The organism is Pseudaquabacterium terrae, assembly GCF_013266755.1.
GTDB lineage: Bacteria > Pseudomonadota > Gammaproteobacteria > Burkholderiales > Burkholderiaceae_C > Pseudaquabacterium > Pseudaquabacterium terrae.
Map to the genome: position 1 here is coordinate 492,911 of NZ_JABRWJ010000005.1, position 23,896 is coordinate 516,806.

The 23,896-nt window shown below is 68.8% G+C and carries 18 protein-coding genes; 7 read left to right on the plus strand and 11 right to left on the minus strand.

All coding sequences use genetic code 11. From position 1 onward, the window contains the following. Positions 1–3 precede the first annotated feature (3 nt). Together HLB44_RS18255 and mnmH are read left to right on the plus strand one after the other, a co-directional pair. Positions 4–2,640 (plus strand): [protein-PII] uridylyltransferase, encoded by a 2,637-nt coding sequence (locus HLB44_RS18255; RefSeq protein ID WP_173125132.1) that lies wholly within the window; start codon positions 4–6, stop codon positions 2,638–2,640. Further along, complete coding sequence (mnmH, locus tag HLB44_RS18260) at positions 2,641–3,720, plus strand: tRNA 2-selenouridine(34) synthase MnmH (protein WP_173125134.1); 1,080 nt, start codon at positions 2,641–2,643, stop codon at positions 3,718–3,720. Here the strand turns inward: mnmH and phbB are convergent. The 3 genes from phbB to phaC form a co-directional block, all read right to left on the minus strand. Further along, on the minus strand, positions 3,689–4,426 hold the full coding sequence (phbB, locus tag HLB44_RS18265) for an acetoacetyl-CoA reductase (RefSeq protein ID WP_173125136.1): 738 nt from the start codon (positions 4,424–4,426) through the stop codon (positions 3,689–3,691). The two genes, mnmH and phbB, sit on opposite strands and share 32 nt — an antisense overlap. A 114-nt stretch (positions 4,427–4,540) precedes the next feature. Then, positions 4,541–5,722: an acetyl-CoA C-acetyltransferase gene (locus HLB44_RS18270; RefSeq protein WP_173125138.1), complete on the minus strand. Its 1,182-nt coding sequence runs from the start codon at positions 5,720–5,722 to the stop codon at positions 4,541–4,543. Between the two features lie 37 nt (positions 5,723–5,759). Further along, entirely contained in the window at positions 5,760–7,385 is a 1,626-nt protein-coding gene (gene phaC, locus HLB44_RS18275) for a class I poly(R)-hydroxyalkanoic acid synthase (protein ID WP_246312354.1), read from the minus strand. A 218-nt stretch (positions 7,386–7,603) separates the two neighbouring features. On the opposite strand from phaC, the gene HLB44_RS18280 reads away from it, so the two are divergent. After that, a complete protein-coding gene (locus HLB44_RS18280) occupies positions 7,604–7,885 on the plus strand; it encodes a hypothetical protein (protein WP_173125142.1) in 282 nt (93 codons plus the stop codon). Here HLB44_RS18280 and pgeF read toward each other — a convergent pair. From pgeF to HLB44_RS18295, 3 genes are read right to left on the minus strand one after another with little or no spacing between them, the layout of a single operon-like run. After that, positions 7,814–8,614: a peptidoglycan editing factor PgeF gene (gene pgeF, locus HLB44_RS18285; protein ID WP_246312323.1), complete on the minus strand. Its 801-nt coding sequence runs from the start codon at positions 8,612–8,614 to the stop codon at positions 7,814–7,816. The two genes, HLB44_RS18280 and pgeF, sit on opposite strands and share 72 nt — an antisense overlap. Then, positions 8,604–9,236, minus strand: coding sequence for a maleylacetoacetate isomerase (gene maiA / locus HLB44_RS18290; protein ID WP_173125144.1), 633 nt, complete (start codon positions 9,234–9,236; stop codon positions 8,604–8,606). Before maiA ends, pgeF begins: the two co-directional genes overlap by 11 nt. 16 nt (positions 9,237–9,252) lie before the next feature. Further along, positions 9,253–9,945: a fumarylacetoacetate hydrolase family protein gene (locus HLB44_RS18295; RefSeq protein WP_173125146.1), complete on the minus strand. Its 693-nt coding sequence runs from the start codon at positions 9,943–9,945 to the stop codon at positions 9,253–9,255. A 66-nt stretch (positions 9,946–10,011) separates the two neighbouring features. Between HLB44_RS18295 and HLB44_RS18300 the strand changes: the two genes are divergently transcribed. Beyond that, entirely contained in the window at positions 10,012–10,560 is a 549-nt protein-coding gene (locus HLB44_RS18300; protein ID WP_425500832.1) for an NUDIX hydrolase, read from the plus strand. Here the strand turns inward: HLB44_RS18300 and HLB44_RS18305 are convergent. The 5 genes from HLB44_RS18305 to aceE form a co-directional block, all read right to left on the minus strand. Then, on the minus strand, positions 10,530–12,620 hold the full coding sequence (locus HLB44_RS18305) for a bifunctional diguanylate cyclase/phosphodiesterase (protein ID WP_173125150.1): 2,091 nt from the start codon (positions 12,618–12,620) through the stop codon (positions 10,530–10,532). The genes HLB44_RS18300 and HLB44_RS18305 overlap by 31 nt on opposite strands. Before the next feature lie 115 nt (positions 12,621–12,735). After that, a complete protein-coding gene (gene lpdA / locus HLB44_RS18310; RefSeq protein WP_173125153.1) occupies positions 12,736–14,511 on the minus strand; it encodes a dihydrolipoyl dehydrogenase in 1,776 nt (591 codons plus the stop codon). Between the two features lie 6 nt (positions 14,512–14,517). Further along, on the minus strand, positions 14,518–15,090 hold the full coding sequence (locus HLB44_RS18315; protein WP_173125155.1) for an Ntn hydrolase family protein: 573 nt from the start codon (positions 15,088–15,090) through the stop codon (positions 14,518–14,520). Next, a complete protein-coding gene (gene aceF / locus HLB44_RS18320; RefSeq protein WP_173125157.1) occupies positions 15,087–16,766 on the minus strand; it encodes a dihydrolipoyllysine-residue acetyltransferase in 1,680 nt (559 codons plus the stop codon). The genes HLB44_RS18315 and aceF overlap by 4 nt, the downstream gene beginning before the upstream one ends. Before the next feature lie 28 nt (positions 16,767–16,794). Beyond that, on the minus strand, positions 16,795–19,509 hold the full coding sequence (aceE, locus tag HLB44_RS18325) for a pyruvate dehydrogenase (acetyl-transferring), homodimeric type (protein WP_173125159.1): 2,715 nt from the start codon (positions 19,507–19,509) through the stop codon (positions 16,795–16,797). Positions 19,510–19,692: 183 nt separating this feature from the next. Between aceE and HLB44_RS18330 the strand changes: the two genes are divergently transcribed. The 3 genes from HLB44_RS18330 to folD are packed head-to-tail and all read left to right on the plus strand — an operon-like array spanning position 19,693 to position 23,891. After that, a complete protein-coding gene (locus tag HLB44_RS18330) occupies positions 19,693–22,356 on the plus strand; it encodes a PAS domain-containing sensor histidine kinase (RefSeq protein WP_173125161.1) in 2,664 nt (887 codons plus the stop codon). After that, a complete protein-coding gene (locus HLB44_RS18335; RefSeq protein ID WP_173125163.1) occupies positions 22,353–22,979 on the plus strand; it encodes a response regulator transcription factor in 627 nt (208 codons plus the stop codon). Before HLB44_RS18330 ends, HLB44_RS18335 begins: the two co-directional genes overlap by 4 nt. Before the next feature lie 60 nt (positions 22,980–23,039). Further along, on the plus strand, positions 23,040–23,891 hold the full coding sequence (gene folD / locus HLB44_RS18340; protein ID WP_173125165.1) for a bifunctional methylenetetrahydrofolate dehydrogenase/methenyltetrahydrofolate cyclohydrolase FolD: 852 nt from the start codon (positions 23,040–23,042) through the stop codon (positions 23,889–23,891). Positions 23,892–23,896 lie beyond the last annotated feature (5 nt).

Consider the following 23,896-nt stretch of genomic DNA (forward strand, 5'->3'; position numbering starts at 1 on the left):
AAGATGTTGACCGCCGCGCAGCCGACGCCCGCCGGCGGAGTCGCCGCGCTGCGCGCGCGCTTTCGCGACGGCAAGAAGGCGCTGATCGAGCACTTCCTGCAGTCGCGCGCCAGCGCCCCGGCGGCGACACGGCTGGTCAAGCAGCTGACACGGCACGTCGACGCCACCTTGGGCGACCTGTGGCGCAACGCCGGCATGCCGCCGGGCGCGGCGCTGGTCGCCGTCGGTGGTTACGGCCGCGGCGAGCTGTTCCCGTATTCCGACGTCGACGTGCTGGTACTGCTGCCCGACAGCATCCCGACCGACCGGCTGCGCGGCGCGGCCTCCACCGACTCGATGCGCGCGTCGGTCGAAGGCTTCATCACCGCCTGCTGGGACATCGGCCTCGAGATCGGCTCGTCGGTGCGCACGGTCGACGAATGCATCGCCGAAGCGCGCGGCGACGTCACGGTGCAGACGGCACTGCTCGAATCGCGGCTGATCACCGGGCCGCGGCGGCTCTTCGTGCACTTCAAGCACGAGACCGGCAAGGTGATGGATCCGGCCGCGTTCTATCGCGCAAAGACGCTGGAGATGCGGCAGCGCCACACCAAGTACGAAGACACGCCGTACTCGCTGGAGCCGAACTGCAAGGAAAGCCCCGGCGGCCTGCGCGACCTGCAGGTGGTGATGTGGGTGGCGCGCGCGGCGGGCCTGGGCCGCAGCTGGAGCGAGCTGGCGGCCAGCGGGCTGATCACGCCGTTCGAGGTCAAGCAGCTGCAGCGCAACGAAGGCACGCTGAAGCTGATCCGCGCGCGGCTGCACGCGATCGCCGGCCGGCGCGAGGACCGGCTGGTGTTCGACCTGCAGACCGCCGTCGCCGAAAGCTTCGGCTACCAGGCCAGCAAGGCGCAGCGCTCGTCCGAGGTGCTGATGCACCGCTACTACTGGGCGGCCAAGGCGGTGACGCAGCTGAACCAGATCCTGATGCTGAACATCGAGGAGCGCATCAGCGGCAGCGAATCGGCACCGATGCAGCGCATCAACGAACGCTTCCTCGACCGCGCCGGCATGCTCGAGGTCGCGCGCGACGACCTCTACGCCGAGGACCCGCACGCGATCCTCGAGACCTTCCTCGTCTACCAGCAGACGCCCGGCATCAAGGGCCTGTCGGCACGCACGCTGCGCGCACTGTACAACGCGCGCAACCTGATGGATACGCGCTTCCGCAAGGACCCGGTGAACCGCGCGCTGTTCATGCAGATCCTGCGCCAGCCGCAGGGCATCACGCATGCCTTCCGGCTGATGAACCAGACCTCGGTGCTCGGCCGCTACCTGTGGGTGTTCCGGCGCATCGTCGGCCGCATGCAGCACGACCTGTTCCACGTCTACACCGTGGACCAGCACATCCTGATGGTGCTGCGCAACGTGCGCCGCTTCTTCATCGCCGAGCATGCGCACGAGTACCCGTTCTGCTCGCAGCTGGCCAGCGAGTGGGACAAGCCGGAAGTCCTGGTCATCGCGGCGCTGTTCCACGATGTCGCGAAGGGCCGCGGCGGCGACCACTCGGACCTGGGCGGCGCGGAGGTGCGGCGTTTCTGCCGCGACCACCAGCTGCCACGCGACGACGCCGCGCTGATCGAGTTCCTGGTGCGCCACCACCTGACGATGAGCACGGTGGCGCAGAAGGAGGACCTGTCGGACGCCGACGTGATCCGCGCCTTCGCGCTCAAGGTCGGCAACGTGCGGCGGCTGACGGCGCTGTACCTGCTGACGGTGGCCGACATCCGCGGCACCAGCCCGAAGGTGTGGAACGCCTGGAAGGGCAAGCTGCTCGAGGACCTCTTCCGCCGCACCCTTGGCGCGTTAGGCGGCGCGAAGCCGAACCTCGACGCCGAGACCGAAGCGCGCAAGCAGGAGGCGCGGCAGATCCTCGCGCTGCACTCGGCGCTGCCGGGCACCGAGGGGCCCCTGTGGAAGACGCTGGAGCTGAGCTACTTCGTGCGCCACGACGCGACCGAGATCGCCTGGCATGCCCGCTCGCTGTGGCGCCACATCGAGGGCCAGGTACCGGTCGTGCGCGCGCGGCCCTCGCCGGTCGGCGACGGGTTGCAGGTGCTGGTGTATTCGCCCGACCGGGCCGACACCTTCGCGCGCATCTGCGGCTACTTCGATGGCGCCGGCTTCTCGATCCAGGACGCCAAGATCCACACCAGCCGCACCGGCTACGCGCTGGACACGTTCCAGATCGTCAAGCCCGGCTACGAGGGCGACCAGGCCGGCTACCGCGACCTGATCTCGCTGATCGAGCACCAGCTCGCCCATGCGCTGGCCAGCTCCGGCCCGCTGCCCGAGCCGAGCCGCGGCCGCGTGTCGCGGCGCGTCAAGTCCTTCCCGATCACGCCGCGCGTGTCGCTGCGGCCCGACGAGCGTGCGCAACGCTGGCTGCTGTCGGTCAGCGCGAGCGACCGCTCGGGCCTGCTCTACGCGATCGCCCGCGTGCTGGCGCAGCACCACGTGAACCTGCAGCTGGCCAAGATCACGACGCTCGGCGAACGCGTCGAGGACACCTTCCTCGTCGACGGCCCGGCGCTGCAGCAGACGCGCGCGCAGCTGCAGATCGAGAGCGAGTTGCTCGACGCCCTCACACCCGCGAAATAAGTGCCCCTGCGCAGCGTCGAAGCCCCCGCCACCGTTGCCGAGCTGCAGCGCTTCGACACCATCATCGACGTGCGTTCGCCGGCCGAGTACGCCGAGGACCACCTGCCCGGCGCCGTCAACTGGCCGGTGCTCGACGACGAGCAGCGCCGCATCGTCGGCACGCTGTACGTGCAGGACTCGCCGCTGGCCGCACGCAAGCTCGGCGCGACGCTGGTCTCGCGCAACATCGCCGACCACCTCGAGCGCTGGGTGCAGGACAAGGCACGCGAATGGCAGCCGCTGGTCTACTGCTGGCGCGGCGGGCAGCGCTCAGGCTCGCTGTCGCTGATCCTGGACCAGATCGGCTTTCGCACCGCGCGGCTCGACGGCGGCTACAAGGCCTTTCGCGCCCGCGTGCGCGACGACCTGTTGAGTTTGCCCGGGCGCTTCGATTTCCGCGTGCTGACCGGCCGCACCGGCAGCGGTAAGACGCGGCTGCTGCACGCGCTGGCCGATGCCGGCGCACAGGTGCTGGACCTGGAAGGGCTGGCGCTGCACCGGGGCTCGGTGCTCGGCGGCTTCACGGGCCGGCCGCAGCCTGCGCAGAAGCGCTTCGATACGCTGCTGTGGCAGGCGCTTCAGGCGCTGGATCCGGCACGGCCGGTGTTCGTCGAGTCGGAGAGCCGCAAGATCGGCACCTTGCTGGTGCCCGAGGCGTTGATCACGCGCATGCACGGCCACGGCCGCTGCATTTCAGTGTTTTTGCCGGACCCGGCTCGCGTGAAGCTGCTGCTCGACGACTACGCCGAGCTGACTGCCGAGCCCGAGCGCCTGTGCACGCTGCTGCAGGGCCTGGTCGAGCTGCGTGGCAAGGAAGCGGTGGCCCGCTGGCAGGCCTTCGCGCGCGCCGCCGACTGGCAGTCGCTGCTCGGCGAGCTGCTGCATCAGCACTACGACCCGCTGTACCTGCGCTCGATCGACAAGCACTACGCGGGCTACGCCGAGGCGCAGCCCGTCGAGTTGACCGACACCGACGCGGCCACGTTGCGCGCGGCCGCATCGGGTCTGCTCACCCCATGTGCATCCCGCCGTTGCAGCTGAAGTCGGCGCCGGTCGAGAAGCCGGAATCCCCGCTGGCGAGCCACGCCACGATCGAGCCGATCTCTTCCGGCGTGCCCAGGCGCTTGACCGGAATGGTCGCGACGATCTTCTCCAGCACCTCGGGCTTGATCGCCCGCACCATGTCGGTTCCGATGTAGCCCGGGCTGACGGTGTTGACCGTCACGCCCTTGGACGCCACTTCCTGCGCCAACGCCATCGTGAAGCCGTGCATGCCGGCCTTGGCCGCCGAGTAGTTGGTCTGGCCGGCCTGGCCCTTCTCGCCGTTGACCGACGAGATCTGGATGATGCGGCCCCAGCCCTTCTCGACCATGCCCGGCACCACTTGCTTGGTGACGTTGAACATCGAGTTCAGGTTGGTGTCGATGACCGCCTTCCAGTCCTCCGGCGACATCTTCAGGAACATGCGGTCGCGCGTGATGCCGGCGTTGTTGACCAGCACGTCGATCGTGCCGTGCTCGGCGACCGCCTTCGTGAAGGCTTCGACGGTGGAGTCCCAATCGGCGACGTTGCCGACCGAGGCGTAGAACGAGTAGCCCAGTGCCTTCTGCTCGTCGAGCCACTTGTTGAAGTCGCGGCTCGGACCGCAGCCGGCGATGACCTTGAAGCCTTCCTTGTGCAGGCGCTGGCAGATCGCGGTACCGATGCCGCCCATGCCCCCTGTGACGTACGCCGTCTTCTGACTCATGACTCGCTCCTTGGATGTTTGAAAAACTCAAAGCGCCCGGCCAGCGTGATCCGAAGCCGCATAGCGGTCAAGCGGATCGACCCTGGCAGAGCGCAGGACCTCTGGAAAATGTGCTCAGCGCTCGACGGTGAGAGCAACGCCCATGCCACCGCCGATGCACAGCGACGCGATGCCCTTCTTGGCGTTGCGGCGCTGCATCTCGTGCAGCAGCGTCACCAGGATGCGGCAGCCCGACGCACCGATCGGATGGCCGATGGCGATCGCGCCACCGTTGACGTTGACCTTGTCGAGGTCCCAGCCCATCTCGTTGTGCACGGCACAGGCCTGCGCGGCGAAGGCTTCGTTGATCTCCAGCAGGTCGAGGTCGGCGGCCTTCCAGCCGGCGCGCTGCAGCGCCTTCTGCGAGGCCGGCACCGGGCCCATGCCCATCAAGGCCGGGTCGAGCGCGACGGTCGCGTAGCTGGCGATGCGCGCCAGCGGCGTCAGGCCGAGCTGGTCGGCACGCTTGGCCGTCATCACGACCACGCCGGCGGCGCCGTCGTTCAGGCCCGAGGCATTGCCGGCGGTCACGCTGCCGGCCTTGTCGAAGGCCGGCTTCAGCCCGGCCAGCGCTTCGGCGTTGGTCTTGCGGTTGATGTACTCGTCCGCGTCGAAGGCGATCGGGTCACCCTTGCGCTGCGGGATCAGCACCGGGACGATCTCGTCCTTGAACTTGCCGGCGTCCTGCGCGGCGGCGGCCTTCTGCTGCGAAGCCAGCGCCAGCGCATCCTGCTTGTCGCGCGAGATCTCGTACTTCTTCGCGACGTTCTCGGCGGTGATGCCCATGTGGTACTTGTTGTACACGTCGAAGAGGCCGTCGACGATCATCGAGTCGACCAGCTTCCAGTCGCCCATGCGCTGGCCGTCACGCGAGTTCGGCAGCACGTGCGGCGCCAGGCTCATGCTCTCCTGGCCGCCGGCGATGACGATGTCCGAGTCACCGGCCTGGATCGCCTGCGCGGCAAGCATCACGGCCTTCAGGCCCGAGCCGCAGACGGCATTGATCGTCAGCGCCGGCACGCCTTGGGGCAGCCCGGCCTTGATCACCGACTGGCGCGCCGGGTTCTGGCCGGCACCGGCCGCCAGCACCTGGCCGAGGATGACCTCGCCGATCTGGTCGCCGCTCAGCTTGGCGCGCTTGAGCAGCTCGGTGAGCACGGTGGCGCCGAGCTCGGGCGCGGAGATCTTGGCGAGCGAGCCGCCGAACTTGCCGACCGCGGTGCGGGCGGCGGCGACGATGACGATGTCATTGGACATGGAGGTCTCCTTCAGGAGGACGAGAGAGAGTGGAGGATCAGGCTTTCTGCTTGACGTAGCGACCGGGCGCGGGCTCGATCACTTTGTGCTGGCGGCTGCCGAAGGACTTCGGCGCGGCGACCTGCTTGCCGGCATGGCTCGCCAGCCAGGCGGACCAGTCCGGCCACCAACTGCCGGGTTTTTCGTTGGCGCTGGACAGCCAGTCGGTGGCCGCTTCGGGCAGCTTGTCGTTGACCCAGTGGCTGCGCTTGTTCTTGACGGCCGGATTGATCACGCCGGCGATGTGGCCGGAGGCGCCGAGCACGAAGCGCTTCGGGCCCTTCAGCACGCGCGTCGACGCGTAGGCGGCGGTCCACGGCACGATGTGATCCTCGCGCGAGGCGTAGATGAAGACGGGGGCCTTCACCTGGCCGAGGTCGAGCTTCTCGCCGCAGACGGTCAGCTTGCGCGGCTGCTTCAGGTCGTTCGCCAGGTAGGTGTGGCGCAGGTACCAGCAGAACATCGGCCCCGGCAGGTTGGTCGAGTCGCCGTTCCAGTACAGCAGGTCGAACGGCGGCGGCGCTTCGCCCTTCAGGTAGTTGCCGACGACATAGTTCCAGACCAGGTCGTTCGGACGCAGGAAGCTGAAGGTCGTGGCCAGCTCCTGGCCCTTCAGCAGGCCGGGGCCGTTCGATGCCTGTTCGCCGATCGTCAGCTCGCGCAGGCGCACGGACGGCTCGTCGATAAAGACAGAGAGCACGCCGGTGTCCTCGAAGTCGAGCATCGTGGTCAGCAGCGTCACCGACGCCGCCGGGTGCTCGCCGCGCGCGGCCAGCACCGCCAGCGCCGTGGAGAGGATCGTGCCGCCGACGCAGAAGCCAAGGGTGTTGATCGTGTCGGCGCCGGTGATCTCCTGCACCACCTCGATGGCCTGGATCGGGCCGTCGGCGATGTAGTCGTCCCAGGTCTTGCCGGCGATCGACACGTCCGGGTTGCGCCAGCTCATCACGAACACACGGTGGCTCTGCTCGACGGTGTAGCGGATCACCGAGTTCTCGGGCTGCAGGTCGAGGATGTAGTACTTGTTGATGCACGGCGGCACGAAGAGCATCGGCTTGTCGTGCACCTTGGCCGTCAGCGGCTTGTACTCGATCAGCTGGAACAGTTCGTTCTCGAACACCACCGCGCCTTCGGTGGTCGCGACGTTGCGGCCGACTTCGAAGACGCTTTCGTCGGTCTGCGACACGTGGCCCTTGCCGATGTCCTGCCACAGGTGCTGCAGGCCCTGGGCGATGCTCTCGCCCTGGGTCTCGATCGCCTTGTTCAGCGCCTCGGGGTTCAGCGCCAGGTAGTTCGCCGGGCTCGCGGCGTCGACCCATTGCTGCACCGCGAAGCGGATGCGCGCCTTGGTCTTCTCGTCGGCCTGCACGCTGTCGGCCATCTTCAGCAGCGTGCGCGCGTTCAGCAGGTAGCTCTGCGCGGCGATCGCGGTGGCCGGGTTCTGTGCCCAGGCCTGGGAAGCGAAACGCTTGTCGGTCAGCGGCTTGTGCACCTCGGCCGATGCGGCACCGCCGAGGGCGCCGTTCCACAGCCGGGTCACTTCGTTGACGTAGTCGGCCTGCAGGCCGGCCAGCGCGTCCATCGGCAGGTTGATGCCGGAGACCGTCTTGAGCATCTCGCCCATTGCGGTGCCGAAAGCCTGCGCCTGGGCGTTCACGGCATCGAGGGACGGGACGGACGGGCTCTTCATTCGCTTGTCTCCAACAGGTGCCAGAGTGGCACGGCCGCGGCTTGTGCAATGCTCGCTCGCGCGGCATCACCTTGTACAGCCGGTAGCTTACCCGATGGTGACCCAGGTTTTCGATACGCGATATTGCGTATCACAATTTGAAATGTGAACGGATGCTGATCGTTGCTGTCGCCTGGATGTTCGTCGTCGTGCTGATGGCGGCCGCCGAGGCGATGTCGAGCCAGGGCACGCTGCTGGGCGCCTTCTTCACGCTGCTGCTCTATGGCTTGCTGCCGCTGGCCATCGTGCTGTACGTGATGGGCACGCCGGCGCGGCGCCGCGCCCGATACCGCGCGGAAGTGGCGGCCGACGCCGCGGCTGCCTCAGCCGCGCAGGGCGATGGCGGCGGCCTGGCGGCCGGTGACCCGCTCGCGCCGGAACGAAAAGAACCGTGACGGCTGCTCGACGGTGCACCACGCGCCGCCGCTGATCGCCTTGACGCCGGCGGCTGCCAGCCGATCTCGCGCCAGCTGCGGCAGGTTGGCGAGCCAGCGCGGCGCGCCGTCCGGGCGCGGCCGGTAGACGAATCGCACCGGGTCGGGCGATGCCGAATCGGCACCGAAGGCTTCGAGCACGTCGGCGCCGACCTCGAACTGCCGCGGCCCGATGCAGGCACCAAGCCAGGCGATCACCTCGTCCGGCGCGCAGCCGGCGGCTTCGCACAGCGCGGCCAGCGTGTGCTCGACCACCCCGCCGGCCAGCCCGCGCCAGCCGGCATGGGCGGCGCCAACCGCGCGACCAGCGCGGTCGCACAGCAGCACCGGCAGGCAATCGGCGACCAGCACGGCGCAGCCGATGCCCGGTTCGGTGCTGATGGCGGCGTCGGCACGCGGGTGCGGCCGACCGGGCTGCAGGTCAGCGCGCGTCAGCCGCACGACGTCGGCGCCGTGCACCTGGTCCAGCCACACCGGCGTCGCGCCGAGCGCTGCGGCGAAACGGCGCTGGTTCTCGGCGACTGCCTCGGGCGCATCGACCGCGTCGCCGCGCAAGCCGGGCGGCCGCAGGTTCAAGGTGTCGAACGGCGCCGCGCTGACGCCGCCGAGCCGCGTGCTCATCAGCGCGCTGACGTTCGGCGGCGCCGGCCATTCGGGCCGCAGCGCGTCGGGTAACGCTTCAGGAAGCATCCGGACAAGCCGACGGCTGTGCGCGCTGGAACGCCTCATGCGCCATGCAGGCCTCGAACACCCGCATCACCTGCGGCACGTGGTCGAGCCCGCAATCGAAGCGCTGCGCATTGAAGATCTGCGGCACCAGCACGCAATCGGCCAGCGTCGGCGTGTCGCCATGGCAATAACGCGATGGTGCAGCGGCCAGGCGCTGCTCGACGACCGCCAGCCCGGTCTCGACCCAGTGCCGGTACCAGGTGTTCTTGTCGTCCTCCGCGACCTTCAGCGGACCGACCAGGTAGCGCAGCACGCGCAGGTTGTTCAGCGGATGGATCTCGCAGGCGATGTCCAGCGCCAGCGAGCGCACGCGCGCGCGGCCGAGCGCATCGGCCGGCAGCAGCGGCGGCTCGGGAACCGTCTCGTCGAGGTATTCGATGATCGCCAGCGATTGCGAGACCGAGGTATCGCCGTCTTTCAGCAGCGGCACCAGCCGCGCGACGTTCAACGCGCCGTAGCCCGGCGTCAGGTGCTCGTTCTTCACGAGCGAGACCGGCTTGTAGTCGTAGGCCAGGCCCTTCAGCTGCAGCGCAATGCGCACGCGGAACGAGGCCGACGAACGGAAGAAGTTGTAGAGCTCCATCGTTTTGCTCCTGCCTTCAGCGCACGCTGACGCGCAGCGAGCCCAGGCCTTCGATCACGCCTTCCATCACGTCACCCGCCACCACGGCGCCGACGCCGGCCGGCGTGCCGGTGAAGATCAGGTCGCCGGGCTGCAGCGTCCAGGCCTGCGACAGCGTGGCGATCGTCTCGGCAACGCTCCAGATCAACTCCGACAGGTCGCCGCGCTGGCGCTGCTGGCCATTCACCGACAGCGTGATCGCACCGCGGACCAGCTCGCCCGTCGTGGCGATCGAACGCAGCGCGCCGATCGGCGCCGCCTCGTCGAAGCCCTTGCCGATGCACCACGGCCGGCCCTGCTTCTTCATCTCGCCCTGCAGGTCGCGCCGCGTCATGTCGAGGCCGACGGCGTAGCCCCAGATGTGCCGAGTGGCGTCGGCCACCGCGATGTCGCGGCCGCCGCTGCCGAGCGCGACGACCAGCTCGATCTCGTGGTGCAGGTTGCTGGTCAGCGGCGGGTAGGCCATCTCGCCCGTCGTGCCCTCGGCCACCGGCAGCACCGCATCGGCCGGCTTCATGAAGAAGAACGGCGGCTCGCGGCCCGAGAAGCCCATCTCCTGCGCGTGCTCGGCGTAGTTGCGGCCGACGCAGTAGATGCGGTGCACGGGGAATTCGCCGCCGCCCTGAACGGGGACGGTGGCTTGTCGGGGGGCGGGAATGACGTAGCTCATGGCAGTGGCGGCAAGGGCGGTGCAGGGAAGCCGACGATGATGCCACCGCTACACTGCCGCACCATGTTGATCGACCCGCGCCGCATCAAGCACTGTCGCCATTGCGGCCGCCCGGTCGACTACCGCATTCCCGCCGACGACAACCGCGAACGCGCGGTCTGCGACGGCTGCGGCACGATCCACTACGAGAACCCGCTGAACGTCGTCGGCACGCTGCCGGTGTGGGGCGAACAGGTGCTGCTGTGCAAGCGCGCGATCGAGCCGCGCTACGGGCTGTGGACCTTGCCGGCGGGCTTCATGGAACTGGGCGAGACGGTCGCCGACGGCGCGTTGCGCGAGACGGTGGAAGAGGCCGGTGCGAAGGTCGAGCTCGAGGGCCTGCTGACGCTGCTGAACGTCGTGCGCGTCGGCCAGGTGCACCTGTTCTACCGCGCGCGCATGCTCGACACGACGCTCGATCCCGGCCCCGAATCACTCGATGCGCGGCTCTTCCACGAGCACGAGATCCCCTGGGACGAGATCGCGTTCCGCACGGTGCGCGAAACGCTGCGCCACTACTTCGATTGCCGGCGCAGCGGCAACGGCTACCCGCTGCATTTGGCCGATATCGGCTGAAGCGGCGCCGGCTCCGAGACCTCGGCGTCGGCATTGATGGCGGCCCGCGTCACCGCCGGCCCGGTCGCGGCATCGAAGCCGAGCGACCACAGCAGCTGCAGGTCGTCGTCGTCGTTGACGCCCTCGGCGGCGATCGAGATGCCCACGCTCTGCACCAGCTGCACCAGCCCGCGCAGATAGCGGCGGGCGTCGTCGCTGGCATCGGCGGCGGCCAACCCGCGCACGAAGCGGGCATCGATGCGCACGCAGTCGAGGCCGAGCTCGGTCAGGCGGTGGATGCGCGCGAGGCCTTCGCCGGCGTGTTCCAGACCCAGGTAGACGCCCAGCGGCCGCCAGCGTCGCGAGGCTTCCTGCACCAGCGCCGGCCGGTCCAGCGCCAGCGCCTCGGGCAGGTCGATCCACAGGCGCGTCGCGGCTTGGGGCGCGGCTTCGAGCCGGCGTGACACGGCGGCCATGAAATCGCTGACGCCCAGCGATTGCGCCGACAGGTTGATGCAGCGCGCGCGGCCGTCGTTCTCGATCGCCTGCAGCGCGAGCTCGATCGCGCGCTCGTCGACCGCGGCACTCAGCCGCGCACGCTGGGCTTGCGCCAGCCAGCGCAGCGCCGGCTCGAACGCTCCGCCCGCTTCCAGCTGCACGCGCATCGGGCAGTCGAGGTGCAGCACGCGGCCGTCGGCGGTGCAGACCGGGAATTCGGCCAGCGCCACGCGGCCTTGCTCGAGCGCCTGCGACAGCCGCTGTTGCCAGCCGGCGGCGCCGAGGGCCACCGCAGCGCCGGCATCGGCGAGCGTGACGGCCGAGTACGGCCGCATGGCCTCGGCCTGACCGAGCGCTTCATCGGCCAGCGCGAGTGCCTGCGGCAGCGTGCGGCCGCCACCGAGCTCGACCGCGCCGATCGCCACCGCCGCGGCGGCGTCCAGCGTCACCAGAGGCAGCCGCAGGCCGCGCACCAGCGACTGCGCGGTTTCGTCGGCGACACCCCCGACCGGCAGCACCAGCGCGAAATCGGACCCGTTCAGCCGGCCGGCGAAACAGCCGTCGGCGCGCTGCGGGTAGCTCTGCAGGATGCGCGCGATCGCCTGCAGCACCTGGTCGGCCTGCGCATGGCCGACGCGCCGGTTCATGCCGGTGAGGTCGCGCACGCGCAGCAGCAGCAGGCCCAGCTCGGCCGGCGCGGTTTCATCGCCGAGCGCTTGTTCGAGCCGGGCCACGAAAAAGCGGCGCAGCGGCAGGCCGGTCAGGCTGTCGAGGTGGGCATGGCGGCGCAGCTGTTCGAGCTCGGCGGCCTGGGTGTCGAAGAGGGCCTGCACGCGCTCGCCGAGCAGGTTCATGCTCGCCGCCAGCGGCTGCAGCTCGGGCAGCGAGGGCGGCGCGACGCGCGTGTAGCGGCCGTCGCAGAAGGCATCGGCCTGGGCCACCGCGTCGGCCAGCAGCCGGCGCAGCGAACGCACGCCCCAGGCGGCGCCGACCAGCACCGCCAGCCCGACCAGGCCCAAGGCGATCACCGACTGCAGCAGGCCTTGCCACAGCACGTCGACCGCGTCGCCGCCCTGGGCCTCGACCAGCACGCTGCCGGCCGCTTCGCCGGCGGCGTTGCGCAGCGGCGCGGTCGCGGAGAGGTCGGTCAGCGCCAGCAGCTCGGCATACGCCGCGGGCGCCCAGACCGGCGCCACCTCGGCGCGTTGCGCCCAACGCGTGCGGCCTTCGGCATCACGAAGCTCGAGCCGATGCAGCCGTGCCGAAGCGACGTGCGCGCCGAGCAGGGCCTCGCGCTGCGCCGGATCACGGCCGGCCTCGGTGTTCAGGGCCAGCGCCAGCCATTGCGCGCTGGCGCGGTTCTGCTGGCCGAGCTGCTGCACCAGCGCGGCGCGCGCAGCCCATTGCTGCACGACCAGCGCGACGAGCAGGCACAGCAGCACGACGGCGGAGACCAGCCAGTACTGCTGGCGCGCCAGCGTGGCGCCGCGTTGGGCGGCGGCCGGCGTCGTCCCGGCGGCAGCGGGCGAACGGCCCGCACGGAGCGGCGACGAGTGAGCGGAGAGGTCGTGGGCAGGCGGCATGTCGACACGCAATCAGGCCTGCCGGGGGGCACGCCTGATCTGAATGTCGACCGCTGACGCCTGTAACTTGAGGCAACGAGACGCGACGTTTTGCGCGTCGCGCCGTGGGGAGCCCTCAGCGCCGCTGCGGCGGCAGGTCGGTGCAGGTGCCGTGGGCGACTTCGGCCGCCATGCCGATGCTCTCGCCCAGCGTCGGGTGCGGGTGGATGGTCTTGCCGATGTCGACCTCGTCGGCGCCCATCTCGATCGCCAGCGCGACCTCGCCGATCATGTCGCCGGCATGCGTGCCGACGATGCCGCCACCGACGATGCGGTGCGTCTCGGCGTCGAACAGCAGCTTCGTGAAGCCCTCGTCGCGGCCGTTGGCGATCGCCCGGCCGGACGCGGTCCACGGGAACAGGCCCTTCTTGACCTTGACGCCGCGCGCCTTCGCCTCGTCCTCGGTCAGCCCGACCCAGGCCACTTCCGGGTCGGTGTAGGCGACGCTCGGGATCACGCGCGCATCGAACTGCGCCTTGCTGTCGCCAGACGCCACCTCGGCCGCCACGTGCGCCTCGTGCACCGCCTTGTGCGCGAGCATCGGGTTGCCGACGATGTCGCCGATCGCGAAGATGTGCGGCACGTTGGTGCGCATCTGCACGTCGACCGGGATGAAGCCGCGCTCGCTCACACGTACGCCGGCCTTGTCGGCGCCGATCTTCAAGCCGTTCGGGCTGCGACCGACCGCCTGCAGCACCACGTCGTACAGCTGCGGCTCCTTCGGCGCGCCCTCGCCTTCGAAGCGCACCAGGATGCCGTCCTTGGTCGCCTCGGCGCCGACGGTCTTGGTCTTCAGCATGATGTTGTCGAAGCGCGGCGCATTCATCTTCTGCCACACCTTGACCAGGTCGCGGTCGGCGCCCTGCATCAGGGAGTCGAGCATCTCGACGACATCGAGCCGCGCGCCGAGCGTCGAATACACCGTGCCCATCTCGAGGCCGATGATGCCGCCGCCGACGATCAGCATGCGCTTGGGGTTGTCGCGCAGTTCGAGCGCGCCGGTCGAGTCGACGATGCGCGGATCGTCGGGCAGGAAGGGCAGCCGCACCGCCTGCGAGCCGGCGGCGATGATGCAGTGCTTGAAGCGGATCGTCTGCGTCTTGCCGGTCTTCTGCTGCGCGTCGCCGCTGGTCTCTTCGACGGTCACGTGATGCGGGTCGGCAAAGCTGCCGTAGCCGCGCACGACGGTGACCTTGCGCATCTTGGCCATCGCCGTCAGGCCACCGGTCAGCTTGCCGACGACCTTGTTCTTGTGCGCGAGCAGCTTCGGAAGATCGAGCTTCGGCGCGCCGAAATCGACGCCGAGCGCCGCGAAGTGGCTGACCTCGTCCATCACCGCGGCCACGTGCAGCAGCGCCTTCGACGGGATGCAGCCGACGTTCAGGCAGACGCCGCCGAGCGTGGCATAACGCTCGACCAGCACGGTCTTCATGCCGAGGTCCGCCGAACGGAAGGCGGCCGAGTAGCCGCCCGGGCCGGCGCCGAGCACCAGCATGTCGCATTCGATGTCGGCGCCGCCGGCGTAGCTCGCAGCCGCCGGTGCGGGCGCGGCAGCGGCCGGCGCGGGCGCCGCCGCGGCGGGTGCCGGCGCAGGCGCGGGGGCCGCGGCACTGCCGCTGCCTTCGAGCGTCAGCAGCAGCGAACCCTCGTTGACCTTGTCGCCGATGGCGATCTTCAGTTCCTTGACGACGCCGGCAGCGCTCGACGGAATCTCCATCGAGGCCTTGTCGGACTCCACCGTCACCAGGCTCTGCTCGACCGCCACCGTGTCGCCCGGCTTGACGAGGATCTCGATCACCGCGACGTCCTTGAAGTCGCCGATGTCGGGTACTTTCACTTCAACGAGTGCCATGGCTGCTCAATCTTTCAGTTTGAGGGTGTGAGCCTTGATGGGGCCCGCAGAGTTCTTGTCGAATTCGCAGCCCGCGCGCACGCCGGTCTCGACGACTTCGCGCGCGGTCTTGGCCTTGTCCCAGCTCGCGTGCATCGCGCCGAGCGCGAAGCTGCGGCCCGAGCCGATGGCCCAGAAACGCTCGAACTCGAACACCTCGCGGTACGAATAAACGCCGAAGATGCCGCTCGCATTGGCGATCAGCACGGTGAACTGGCTGCTCTCGTAAGGGTCGGCATCCTCTTCCTTGGTGTTCAGGAAGAAGTGCTCCTTCAGCTTCGGGTGCAGCTTCAGGAAGGTGTCGAAGACCTCGTCGCGCGAGTGCAGCTTCAGCTCGTCGGCGGCCAGGCCGCCGAGCGCCTTGCGCAGCACCGGGAAGTGCGCCGTCGTGCCGGCCATGCCGACCCACGAGTCTCCTATGCGGAACACCTTGTCGTTGGCTTCGTAGCCATGGGCCAGGCGCGTATCGCCGAAGGTCACCAGCGCATCGGCGGCAATCGCGACCTGGCCGTTCTTGCGAGCGACCGCGACCGTCGTCACAGCAGGACTCTCCTGAAGTCGGCCAGGATGCTGCCGAGATAGGCGTTGAAGCGCGCGGCCGAAGCGCCGTCGATCACCCGGTGATCCCAGCTCAACGACAGCGGCAGGATCAGGCGCGGCACGAAGGCCTTGCCGTCCCAGCGCGGCTCGGTGCTGCTCTTGCAGACGCCGAGGATCGAGACTTCGGGCGCATTGATGATCGGCGTGAAGTAGCGCCCGCCGATGCCGCCCAGCGACGAGATGCTGAAGCAGCCGCCGCTCATGTCGGCGGGTCCCAGCTTGCCGTCGCGCGCCTTCTTCGCCAGCTCGCTCATTTCCTGCGAGATCTGCAGCACGCCCTTCTTGTCGGCGTCCTTGATCACCGGCACGACCAGGCCGTTCGGCGTGTCGGCGGCGAAGCCGATGTGGAAGTAGTTCTTCATCACCAGCTGCTCACCATCGAGCGAGCTGTTGAACTCCGGGAACTTCTTCAGCGCAGCGACCGAGGCCTTGATCAGGAAGGCCAGCATCGTGACCTTGACGCCGGACTTCTCGTTCTCCTTGTTCAGCTGGACGCGGAAGGCCTCGAGCTCGGTGATGTCGGCATCGTCGTGGTTCGTGACGTGCGGGATCACGACCCAGTTGCGGTGCAGGTTGGCGCCGGAGATCTTCTTGATGCGCGACAGGTCCTTGCGCTCGACCGGGCCGAACTTCGTGAAGTCGACCTGCGGCCACGGCAGCAGGCCGGGGAAGGCGCCACCGCCAGCGGCCGCGCCGCCGGCCGGTGCCTTGGACTTCTGTGCGCTGGTCTGCACCGCGCCGGCCATCACGCCCTTGACGAAGCCTTGCAGGTCTTCCTGGGTGATGCGGCCCTTCGGACCACTGCCCTTGACCTCGTCGAGCGGCACGCCGAGCTCACGCGCGAACTTGCGGATCGACGGCGAGGCGTGCGGCAGCGCGCCCTTGGGCGCGCTCGGTTCATGCGGCGGCAGCGCTGCGGTGGGCGAGATGCGTTCGGCGGCTGCAGCGGGCACCGGTGCGGCGGCAGCGGCCGCTGTCGGCGCCGCTGCAGCCGCGACCGGTGCCGGTGCCGGCGCGGCGGCGCCACCGGCGGCCTCGACGACCACCACCAGCGAGCCCTTGGCCACCTTGTCGCCGATCTTGACCTTGACTTCCTTGACGGTGCCGGCATGCGACGACGGGATCTCCATTGACGCCTTGTCCGATTCGACGGTGATCAGGCTCTGCTCGACCTTTATCACATCGCCGGGCTTGACCATCACCTCGATCACCGCGACTTCCGCGAAGTCGCCGATGTCGGGCACCAGCACGTCGACCAGCCCGCCGGAAGCGGCAGCCGGTGCGGCTGCCGGCGCCGGGGCCGGCGCTGCGGCCGCGGGTGCCGCGGCCGGCGGTGTCGGTGCGGCAGCGGCCGGCGCGGCAGCGGGCGCGGCGACGCCATCGGCCTCGAGCAGCAACAGCAGCGAGCCCTCGTTGATCTTGTCGCCGATGTTGACCTTCAGTTCCTTGACGACGCCGGCGTGACTCGAAGGAATCTCCATCGATGCCTTGTCGCTCTCGACCGTGATCAGGCTCTGCTCGGCTTTCACCGTGTCGCCGGGCTTGACCAGCAGCTCGATCACCGCGACGTCCTTGAAGTCGCCGATGTCCGGGACCTTGACTTCAACCAATGCCATGACTGTGTGTCTCCGCGTGTTCGTGGTGTTATGCGTAGAGCGGGTTGACCTTGTCGGCGTTGATGCCGTACTTGGCGATCGCCTCGGCCACCTTCGCGGCCGGGACGCTGCCTTCATCGGCCAGCGACTTCAGCGCCGCCACCACGATGTAGTGGCGGTTGACCTCGAAATGGTCGCGCAGCTTGCTGCGGAAATCGCTGCGGCCGAAGCCGTCGGTGCCGAGCACCTTGAAGGCACGGCCCTTGGGCATGAAGGCGCGCACCTGCTCGCAGTAGTTCTTCATGTAGTCGGTCGAGGCAATCACCGGGCCCGCATGCTTGTCGAGCTGCTGGGCGATGAAGGGGACCTTCGGTTCTGAAGTCGGATGCAGCAGGTTGAAGCGCTCGCAGTCCTGGCCGTCGCGCGCCAGCTCGTTGAAGCTCGGGCAGCTCCACACCTTGGCGGCCACGCCCCAGTCCTTCTCGAGCAGTTCCTTGGCGAACATCGATTCACGCAGGATGGTGCCCGAGCCGAGCAGGTTCACCACCGGCTGCTTGGCCTTCGGCTTGGCGTCCTGCAGCAGGTACATGCCCTTGATGATCTGCTCTTCGGTGCCGGCGGTGATCCCGGGCATCGCATAGTTCTCGTTGAGCAGCGTGATGTAGTAGAAGACGTTGTCCTGCTGCTCGACCATGCGCTGCAGGCCGCGGTGCATGATCACCGCCACCTCGTGCGCGAAGGTCGGGTCGTAGCTCACGCAGTTCGGGATCGTGCCGGCGAGGATGTGGCTGTGGCCGTCCTCGTGCTGCAGGCCTTCGCCGTTCAGCGTCGTGCGGCCCGAGGTGCCGCCGAGCAGGAAGCCGCGCGCCTGCATGTCGCCGGCGGCCCAGGCCATGTCGCCGATGCGCTGGAAGCCGAACATCGAGTAGTAGACGTAGAACGGGATCATCACGCGGTTGTTCGTCGAGTACGACGTCGCCGCGGCGATCCACGAGCCCATGCCACCCGCCTCGTTGATGCCTTCCTGCAGGATCTGGCCGGCCTTGTCTTCCTTGTAGTACATGACCTGGTCCTTGTCGACCGGCGTGTACTTCTGGCCCTCGGGGTTGTAGATGCCGATCTGGCGGAAGAGGCCTTCCATGCCGAAGGTGCGCGCCTCGTCGACGAGGATCGGCACGGTGCGCGGGCCCAGCTGCTTGTCGCGCAGCAGCGTGGTCAGGAAGCGCACGTAGGCCTGCGTGGTGCTGATCTCGCGGCCTTCGGCGGTCGGCTCGAGCACGGCCTTGAAGGTCTCCAGCGGCGGCACCGGCAGGTGCTCGTCGGCCTTCGGGCGGCGCTTGGGCAGGTAGCCGCCGAGCGCGCGGCGGCGCTCCTGCAGGTACTTCATCTCCGGCGTGTCGTCGGCCGGGCGGTAGAACGGGATGTCCTTGGCCAGCTGCTCGTCGCTGATCGGGATGTTGAAGCGATCGCGCATGCCCTTGATGTCGTCGTCGGTCAGCTTCTTGGCCTGGTGCGCAGTGTTCTTGCCCTCCGCGGCCTTGCCCATGCCGAAGCCCTTGACGGTCTTGATCAGCATCACCGTCGGCTGGCCCTTGTGGTTGACCGCGCGGTGGTAGGCCGCGTAGACCTTCTGCGGGTCGTGGCCGCCGCGCTGCAAACGCCAGATGTCATCGTCCGTCATCTTCGAGACCATCTCGAGTGCCTTGGGATGGCGGCCGAAGAAGTGCTTGCGGACGAACGCGCCGTCGTTGGCCTTCATCGCCTGGTAGTCGCCGTCGACCGTCTCCATCATGATCTTGCGCAGCACGTGGTCCTTGTCGCGCGAGAGCAGCGGATCCCAGTAGCTGCCCCACAGCAGCTTGATGACGTTCCAGCCCGAGCCGCGGAACTCGCCTTCGAGCTCCTGGATGATCTTGCCGTTGCCGCGCACCGGGCCGTCCAGGCGCTGCAGGTTGCAGTTGACGATGAAGATCAGGTTGTCGAGCTTCTCGCGCGCTGCCAGGCCGATGGCGCCCAGCGATTCCGGCTCGTCCATCTCGCCGTCGCCGCAGAAGACCCAGACCTTGCGGTTCTCGGTGTTGGCGATGCCGCGCGCGTGCAGGTACTTCAGGAAGCGCGCCTGGTAGATCGCCATCAAGGGGCCCAGGCCCATCGAGACGGTGGGGAACTGCCAGAACTCGGGCATCAGCTTCGGATGCGGGTAGCTCGACAGGCCCTTGCCGTCGACTTCCTGGCGGAAGTTCAGCAGCTGGTCGGCGCTGATGCGGCCTTCCATGAAGGCGCGGGCGTAGATGCCGGGCGCCGAGTGGCCCTGGATGTACAGCAGGTCGCCGCCGTGGTCCTCGGTGGCGGCATGCCAGAAGTGGTTGAAGCCGGCGCCGAACATCGTCGCCACCGAGGCGAACGACGAGATGTGGCCGCCGAGGTCACCGCCGTCGGCCGGGTCCAGCCGGTTGGCCTTGACGACCATCGCCATCGCGTTCCAGCGCATGTAGGCGCGCAGGCGTTCCTCGATCTCCAGGTTGCCGGGGCAGCGCTCTTCCTGGTCCGGCGGGATGGTGTTGACGTAGGCGGTGTTGGCCGAGAACGGGTGGTCGATGCCGGCTTGGCGCGCTTCGTCGATCAGCTGCTCGAGCAGGAAGTGAGCGCGCTCGGGGCCTTCGTTGGCGATGACGGCGTCGAGCGCTTCGAGCCACTCACGGGTTTCCTGGGCGTCGGCATCGTTGGCGGCAGCGCCGAAGAAGGAGTCGGGCACAGCGGACATTCGGGGTCTCCTGGGGCGGTTCGTTGGGGCGCGCGGCACTTGGGGCGGCGGGGCGCGCGAAGTTTGACACAGAAGCTCGGTCGTTTCAAATTGCGCGAGTCGATTTTGTATCGTGAAACTACGTAGCTCGGCAGCGCCGCCATGATGTCTGGCGGGCACGACGGCGCCGGGATAATCGGCCGCATGACCCCCTCGAAGCCCCTGCCCGCCGGACCCGGCGTCACCCCGCTCGGGCGTCGCTTGCTCGGCCGCTGGTGGCGGCGGCAGTCGCCGGCACGGCAGGACCGCTTCGCGACGCTGGCGCCGCTGGTCTCGGTGATGTTGTTCCTGGCCGCCATCATTTCGGCCTTCTGGTACCTGCGCAACGAGGAAATCGATCGCGAGGCCGAAGCGGTCAAGCGCGACACCGAGATCGCCCAGCAGCAGATCCGCTTGCGCCTGATCGAGAACCAGGAGCAGCTGGTGCGCATGGCGCGCGAGATCGTCACGCGCGAGCTGGAGGCGCCGAACTTCCTGGCCCAGGCCGCGCGCTTCACCGCCGACCGGCCCGAGATCCTGCAGCTGAGCTGGATCGGCGCCGACCGCAAGGTGCGCGCGCGCCAGTCGGCGTTCTCCGAGCGTGAGCTGCCACCACCGCCGAAGCCCGCCCCGACCCGCTTTTCATCACGCAGCGCCCAGCAGGCGGCCGCCGCCAGCGCTGCCGAAGCCGCCGCGCTGGCCGCCGCGGCCGCGAGCCGGCCGAGCGAGGCCGACTGGGCCTTCATCGCCGCGCGCGACGTGCGCCAGCCGATCTATTCGCGCCCCTTCAAGGACCCCGCCGGCACGATGGTCTTCGAGCTGCACGTACCGCTGCTCGACCGCGGCAGCTTCTCCGGCGCGCTGGTCGTCGAGTACTCGATCGACGTGCTGCTGCGCCACTTCGTGCCGGCCGAGGTGACCAACCGCCACGCGATCGCGGTGATCGACGAGCGCGAACGCGTGATCGCCAGCAGCGTGACGCCGATGCCCGGCCCCGCGCGGGCACCGGCGCTGTTCAACGACGTGCCGCTGGCGCCGGCCGCCAACGGCCTGATCCTGCGCGGCAGCGGCTACCGCACCTCCGTCGGCCTGATCGGCAACACGCTGTTCTGGATGGTCGTCGCGCTGTCGGTGCTGACGGTGTGGATGCTGCTGGGCACCTGGCGCCACATGCGGCGCCGGTCGCAGATCCAGGGCGCGCTGGTCGCGGAAACCAACTTCCGCCGCGCGATGGAGAACTCGATGCTGACCGGCATGCGGGCGATGGACCTGGAGGGGCGCGTCAGCTACGTCAACCCGGCCTTCTGCGCGATGACCGGCTTCACCGAGAACGAGCTGATCGGCCGCCTGCCGCCCTACCCGTACTGGCCGCACGACCGCATCGAAGAGAACAGCCGCCTGCTGCAGCAGGAGCTGCAGGGCCGCAGCCCGGCCGGCGGCATCGAGGTCAAGGTGATGCGCAAGAACGGCACCTTGTTCGACGCGCGCATGTATGTCTCGCCGCTGGTCGATGCGCGCGGCCACCAGACCGGCTGGATGACCTCGATGACCAACATCACCGAGGCCAAGCGCATCCGCGACCAGCTGTCGGCCTCGCACGAGCGCTTCACGACGGTGCTCGAAGGGCTCGATGCCGCGGTCTCGGTGCTGTCGGTGCAGCAGGGGGAATTGCTGTTCGCCAACCGCTCGTACCGCCTGTGGTTCGGCGCCGATGCGCGCGGCCACGGCCTGCTGGCCAGCGGCGCCGGCCCTGCCGTGCCCTTCATCGCCGAGCCCGACGATGCGGTCGACGGCCTGTCCGGGCTGCCGACGCAGGAGCTGACCAGCATCGGCACCAACCCGCGCGAGGTCTACGCGCACCCGCTCGACAAGTGGTTCGACGTGCGCTCGCGCTACCTGCAGTGGACCGACGGGCGCCTCGCGCAGATGCTGATCGCCACCGACATCACCGCGCGCCGCCGCGCCGAGGAGCAGGCCTCGGCGCAGGCCGAGAAGGCGCAGGTGTCGAGCCGGCTGATCACGATGGGCGAGATGGCGTCGTCCGTCGCGCACGAGCTGAACCAGCCGCTGACGGCGATCACCAACTACTGCAGCGGCATGATCTCGCGCGTCAAGGCCGAGACGATCCAGCAGGGTGACCTGGTCGCCGCGCTCGAGAAGACCGCGCGCCAGGCCGAGCGCGCCGGCCAGATCATCCACCGCATCCGCGCCTTCGTGAAGAAGAGCGAGCCGCAGCGCCAGCCGGCGCACGCCAAGGACATCGTCGAGGACGCGGTCGAGCTGGCGAGCATCGAGCTGCGCCGCCGCAACGTCGCGATCCACCACTACGTCGCGCAGAGGCTGCCGGTTCTGAAGTGCGATCCGATCCTGGTCGAGCAGGTGCTGCTGAATCTGCTGAAGAACGCCGCCGAGGCGATCGACAGCGCCAAGCTGCCGGCGGCGCGCCGCCACATCGAGCTGCGCGTGATCCCGCGCCACACGCCCGAAGAAGGCGGCGTGATCGAGTTCAGCGTCACCGACATGGGCCCCGGCCTGCCCGAGGAAGTGATCAACCGGCTCTACGAAGCCTTCTTCTCGACCAAGGCCGAAGGCATGGGCATCGGCCTGAGCCTGTGCCGCTCGATCGTGGAGTCCCACCGCGGGCGTATCAAGGCGCAGAACCTCTACAATGGCAGCTCTGTTGCGGGGTGCCGGTTCGCCTTCACCCTGCCCGTCGAAACCAGTGCGCGGCACGAGGAGACAACGCTGCCACCGCCACCGCTGAACTCCCGGCGGACGACCGTAGCGCCCGACGCTGACGCCCCACCTGCGGCAAACACCACCCCATGAGCCTGATTCCCAAGAAGGGCACCGTGTATGTCGTCGACGACGACGAGGCGGTACGCGATTCATTGCAATGGCTGCTCGAAGGCAAGGACTACCGGGTCAAGTGCTTCGACTCGGCCGAATCCTTCCTCTCGCGCTTCGATCCCCGCGAAGTCGCCTGCCTGATCGCCGATATCCGCATGGATGGCATGAGCGGGCTGGAGCTGCAGGACCGGCTGCTCGAGCGCAAGAGCCCGCTGCCGGTGGTCTTCATCACCGGCCACGGCGACGTGCCGATGGCCGTGACGACGATGAAGAAAGGCGCGATGGACTTCATCGAGAAGCCGTTCAAGGAGGACGACCTGCTCGGCCTCGTCGAACGCATGCTCGATTCCGCGCGCGCCGCGTTCAGCCAGCACCAGGAACAGGCCAGCCGCGATGCGCTGCTGTCGCGCCTGACGACGCGCGAGGCGCAGGTGCTCGAGCGCATCGTCGCCGGCCGGCTGAACAAACAGATCGCCGACGACCTGGGCATCAGCATCAAGACGGTCGAGGCGCACCGCGCCAACATCATGGAGAAGCTGAACGCGAACACGGTGGCCGATCTGCTGAAGATCGCGCTCGGTGCGAATACCGCGAAAGCCTGAACCCCACATCCTGACCGAGGCCGCTGTGATCCAGCGGCCTCTTGCATTTCGGAGATCCCGATGAGCGCCCAATTGATCGACGGCAACGCCCTGGCGAAGAAGATCCGCAGCGAGGTGGCCGAGCGCGTCGCCGCGTTGACCGCACGCGGCCACCAGCCCGGGCTGGCGGTGATCCTGGTCGGCGACGACCCGGCCTCGCAGGTCTACGTCAAGCACAAGGTGGCCGATTGCGAAAGCGTCGGCATGCGCTCGATCCTCGAGCGCCACCCGGCGAGCTTGAGCGAAGCCGACCTGCTGGCGCGCCTGCAAGCGCTGAACGACGACCCGACGGTGCACGGCATCCTGGTGCAGATGCCGCTGCCCAAGCAGATCAATCCGCAGCGCGTGATCGAGACGATCTCCACCGCCAAGGACGTCGACGGCTACTCGGTGCAGAGCGCCGGCGACCTGCTCTGCGGCCTGCCCGGCTTCCGCCCGTGCACGCCCTACGGCTGCATGAAGCTGATCGAGACCACCGGCGTGTCGCTCAAAGGCAAGCACGCGGTGGTGATCGGCCGCAGCAACACGGTGGGCAAGCCGATGGCGCTGCTGCTGCTGCAGGCCAACGCGACGGTGACCGTCTGCCACAGCGGCACGCCCGACCTGGGCGTGCACACCCGCCAGGCTGACATCGTCGTTGCCGCCGTCGGCCGCCGCAACGTGCTGACCGCCGACATGGTCAAGCCCGGCGCCGTGGTCATCGACGTCGGCATGAACAAGAAGGACGACGGCAAGCTCTGCGGCGACGTCGACTTCGACGCCGTGCGCGAGATCGCCGGCTGGATCACCCCGGTGCCCGGCGGGGTCGGGCCGATGACACGCGCGATGCTGCTGGTCAACACTGTCGAATCAGCGGAACGCACCGCGGCCTGAACGAG